This window comes from Streptococcus sp. 477, assembly GCF_013277295.1.
Classification (GTDB): domain Bacteria; phylum Bacillota; class Bacilli; order Lactobacillales; family Streptococcaceae; genus Streptococcus; species Streptococcus pseudopneumoniae.
The window spans coordinates 1-4,166 of record NZ_VMMQ01000047.1 but is presented as its reverse complement, the minus strand read 5'-3'; the positions used below and the strand labels follow the sequence as shown (position 1 = coordinate 4,166).

General features: G+C 32.4%; 4 protein-coding genes and 2 pseudogenes. 4 read left to right on the top strand and 2 right to left on the bottom strand.

Features of this window, described 5'->3' with window-relative positions; genetic code table 11:
* From HT691_RS06370 to HT691_RS06355, 4 genes and pseudogenes are all read left to right on the top strand, one after another.
* A pseudogene (locus HT691_RS06370) lies at positions 1–298 on the top strand (IS630 transposase-related protein); the annotation flags it as partial.
* Positions 246–620: a hypothetical protein gene (locus tag HT691_RS06365; protein ID WP_138699592.1), complete on the top strand. Its 375-nt coding sequence runs from the start codon at positions 246–248 to the stop codon at positions 618–620. The pseudogene HT691_RS06370 and the gene HT691_RS06365, both read left to right, overlap by 53 nt.
* Complete coding sequence (locus HT691_RS06360; RefSeq protein WP_023941358.1) at positions 613–1,791, top strand: MFS transporter; 1,179 nt, start codon at positions 613–615, stop codon at positions 1,789–1,791. Before HT691_RS06365 ends, HT691_RS06360 begins: the two co-directional genes overlap by 8 nt.
* 8 nt (positions 1,792–1,799) lie before the next feature.
* Positions 1,800–3,380 (top strand): hypothetical protein, encoded by a 1,581-nt coding sequence (locus HT691_RS06355; RefSeq protein WP_138699593.1) that lies wholly within the window; start codon positions 1,800–1,802, stop codon positions 3,378–3,380.
* Between the two features lie 93 nt (positions 3,381–3,473).
* Here HT691_RS06355 and HT691_RS06350 read toward each other — a convergent pair whose 3' ends face one another.
* Together HT691_RS06350 and HT691_RS11655 are read right to left on the bottom strand one after the other, a co-directional pair.
* On the bottom strand, positions 3,474–3,713 hold the full coding sequence (locus HT691_RS06350; RefSeq protein ID WP_031243923.1) for a transposase: 240 nt from the start codon (positions 3,711–3,713) through the stop codon (positions 3,474–3,476).
* A gap of 84 nt (positions 3,714–3,797) precedes the next feature.
* Positions 3,798–4,114: pseudogene (locus HT691_RS11655) on the bottom strand (transposase); the annotation flags it as partial.
* Positions 4,115–4,166 lie beyond the last annotated feature (52 nt).

The window sequence follows — 4,166 nt, the reverse complement described above, 5'->3', positions numbered from 1 at the left end:
TTTTTACGGGAAATTGCGGCACATTTTGATTGTGCTGTCCCTTCAGTATGGGCAGCTTTAAAGCAGATGAAGGTCACTTCAAAAAAAGATGACGAGCTTTAAGGAACAAGACCCAGAGAAAGTCGCTGAGTTTCTTGATATTTTGGATAACCTAAACGATTTACCAATCGTATATATTGATGAAACAGGAATCGACCGCTATCTCCCTCGTCCTTATGCAGGGGCTCCTAGAGGGGAGAAAGTCTATGAAAAGATTAGCGGACGTCGTTTTGAGCGAACTTCAATTGTTGCAGGACAGTCTAACGAATTATAAAAAAGCGTATTATTTATCTGATAGAAGTTTTGATTTCTGGTATGACTTACAATACATATATGTCGAGCTGAATATGTATGAAAAAGCACAAAGATTATTAGAACAATGTCAATTCAAAGTTTCACAGTTAGATTTATCTTTTCTAGAAGATTATTTGGTTATATCTTTAGAAATTTTATATAACTGCAATAAATTTAAACAAATGCAACCGTTATTGAAAATTTTAGATACACATTTTAGTGATAATGAAAAATTATCGGATATGAAAGAAACACTAGAAAGTGAAGTGAGCGAATATCATGAATAACTATCGAATTATCTTAAGAAAATATCCTATTGCAATCAATTTTTTTATTTTCAATTTGTTTTTTAAACTATCTATGTATACTTCAAAAACAGTTCATGCACTCTGGTTTGAAATGAATGATAGGCTCCCTAATTATGGTCTATCCTATTCTGCCATGGCATTTGCTGGCATCTTTTCATTTTATATTGGTAAAAAAATAGGACGATTTACCCCTCAAAGAGTGATTCAATGTGGTTTAATTTTATATAGTATTGGCTTATTTTTTAGGATGTTTCCTAATAACTCAGGCATTTCTATAATATCTGGTTTTGTTTCAGGAATCGGTGCTTCGGTAGTGTTGTTATTAATTAGAGTATGGATTGTGGGCATAGGAAGTGAAGAAGAACGTTCCTCTATTGTATCGTTGAAAGAATTTGCAGATGGAGTAGGAAGTTCTTTAGGCATGCTACTAGCAGGTTTTCTTGTCTGGATTTTAACATTCTTGTTTCAAAACGCTACACAATTGACTCTACTTTTTTCGAGCGTCCTTTGCCTGATTACTGTATTTCTAATTCCTCCTATTACTCAATCTCATAATGAGAGTGGCGATTTGGAGAAGGCTGAATTTAAACATTTTGCAAAAGCTAGAACCCTGCTTGTTGGAACTATAATATTCGGCTTCATTATGGGGGGAAGCGTAAGTTTATTTGCTCCATATCTTCCAGTTATTTTAAGCAAACAAGGTATAAATGTATCTGTTATTGGTGTAACATTGACAATTTTAGGACTACTGAGTACTTATTTCTCTTCTCTTTTTTCAGGTCAAAAAACCTCAAAATATAAAGAGTATATCTTTGTGGTCAGTGAAATTTTAGTGGGCTTATCAACAGCTTTATTGATATTTAATATGCAATTTTTATACTTGTTTCTTATTCTTATATGCAGAGCTTTGTTCTTAAATGGTTCTGTAATTAGTCAAGAATTAATGGAGTTGGATATGTATCCTAAAGAACAAATTTCATATTTCTATGGTATATCTCAAACTTCATATTTTATTGGAGATAGTTTAGGTGGATTACTTGGAGGGAATCTGTATGCAAATGATTTACAAAAAACATTAATCATTTTCTTTATCATTTCCACTATAAATGCAATTTCTTTGTTTCTTTTTTATAAGTATATGAAAAAGTAGGTCACAGGATGATGAAAATAAAAAATTTGGATTTAAATGATGCTATATTCCTATCTTATACTCAAGATAGTAAACTTTTATGGCATGATGAATTATTAGTAGATAATAATGGACAAATAATATATGACAAAGAATTTTCTGCAATACTATCAAATGATAATTTTATTTACATATTTAGTCTGGAAAATTCGTATTTAGTGTTATCTAGAATTAATATTAATCTAGAGCTTAAATTGGATACCTATAAACTAGTCAATATATCAGATAAAGCAGAGATACTAAATGTCTATTTTTATAATTCAGATATTGTTGTGATCATTTCTGATGATACAGCTTCTATCTCTCAGTTTCTTATTTCTTTTGAAGAGGAAAAACTTATCACTGCTATGATAAGTAATATTGGGGAGAAACAGGACTTGTATAGAGTCTATAATGATATTGAATTGCGGTTAATTTCCACACCTAATATACAGCCCAATCTAGAAATTGATGGAAAAATTATACAGAATTATCTATGTGATCGAGGAAATATGGTGTGCAGTCTTTACTCTACTACTCGTATATCTCTTTATAATTTCGAAAACGATTCATACTTAATAGAAAGTTTAGACTTGTTTTATCCTATTATTAACGCTATTTTAGACGAGTGGAATCTTTTTGTCATTTTGAATAGATTCGGTCGAACAACTTTAGTTAGTATTGACTTGAAAACAAATATGATTAAAGAATATGATTTTGAAGGGAAGATTGATTTTTGTTTACTTCAAAACAGTAGACTTGTTTTGAAGCATAGTACGATTGAAGGATTCGAGTTTTTACTTTTTGAAGATGGAAAATTTGAGACAATCTATAGAGATATGTCAGAGGAGTTAATAAGCAAAGAATTCTATTTTGAGAAGTTTGAAGGGATTCATTATAAGTCAAATAATCCAGAAAAGTTATTAGTTTCTTTACATGGTGGTCCAGAATCCTATGAATTTAATTCATTTACTAATGCTAAAATATATCGGTTTGCCTTGAACAACTCGGTAGATGTCTTGGTTGCTAATTATATTGGGTCGTCTTATTCAGTTAATACAGAATTATCAAATAAAAATTGGAATTATGTGATAGATGAATTGGTAAGAACGATTGAGTATATAGTGAGTAAAACAGTAAAAGATGTTAAAAAAGTTTATTTATATTCAGGAAGTTTTGGATCTATATTAGGATTACTACTGAGTGCCAGATTTTCTCACAATCTAGGTGGACATATATGCGTTTCCCCTTTGATAGATTTATCTAATCAAATAAAAAAAACAAGTGGAATGGAAAGGAAATGGTTTACTGATAAGTTCTCGACAACTGAAATTACAGAAATGTTTTCTGATAAGGTGTGGAAGAAAAATCTTCCTTATAAAACATTCATCATGCAAAGTCCTAGAGATAAAGTTTTAGATTTTTATTATATGAAGTCGACATTGAACAACTATAAATGTTTTGAAATTGATGAATTACCAATAAATGGTCATGGGCCTGAAACTGAATTTGAACTCGATATACTTAATCAAAGTGTTTTAGAAAAAATGAATAAATTATTTGTTGATTGACAATGATAATTTTCTGTAACCGTCCAATAACGAAGTATATTGAAAAATCTCCATATTAGGAACTATCCGTGAGTTCTCTAATCTGGAGATTTCTTATAGGGGCTGGAGCTCTTCTTGACGTCTCTGTAGGCGTTCATCAACTGACAAGTCTTCCCAGTCTCTTTCCAAGGCAAATAACTGGTCACAATAGGCTAAACCTTTAGCTCCTAAGGATGAGTTATCTGCTTGCTTGGGGGTCGCTTCAAAAAATTTCCTTCTCACATGCGCCCAACATCCAACAAGTTCAGCTTCTTCCAGTTGACGATAAGCTTCTAGGGGTTCGCAGTTTACCAAGCTCAGCGTCGCCTTGCTCCTAAACCTTGGACTGCTATTGCATAGGCAGAACTAGAGGACTAAAGTCCTAAGTTACTACCGCAACATATCACAATGCACATATCCAGAATAATCTCCTAGGAATTCTTGTACTACTGAACCACTTCGACGCTAATCATGGAGGTAGAGTGTGTTTGCTTGCTTCTCTGATTTTCCTGACAAAAAAGTCCAATAGTAAGTCAGCTGACTAGCACTCTCTAGAGCCCGATAAGAGGTTTCATCCGCATGAAGAAGAGCTTGTTCTAACAACTTTTCTCGTAAAAGGTTATAAAGGGACTCTAATAGTATTGACTCGTCTTGATATGCCAATTAGAGATTTCCTTACGTGTGATTGGTAAACCCATCTTAGCCCAATCTTCTTCCATAGGCTTCCCTCTCTGTTTTCTAACTTTATCATACTAAAAAGAAAGGCAT

Bases quoted from the DNA above. Each gene is read 5' to 3' on its own strand.
- HT691_RS06365 (WP_138699592.1), top strand. From the start codon at position 246: ATGAAAAGATTAGCGGACGTCGTTTTGAGCGAACTTCAATTGTTGCAG.
- HT691_RS06355 (WP_138699593.1), top strand. From the start codon at position 1,800: ATGATGAAAATAAAAAATTTGGATTTAAATGATGCTATATTCCTATCT.
- HT691_RS06360 (WP_023941358.1), top strand. From the start codon at position 613: ATGAATAACTATCGAATTATCTTAAGAAAATATCCTATTGCAATCAAT.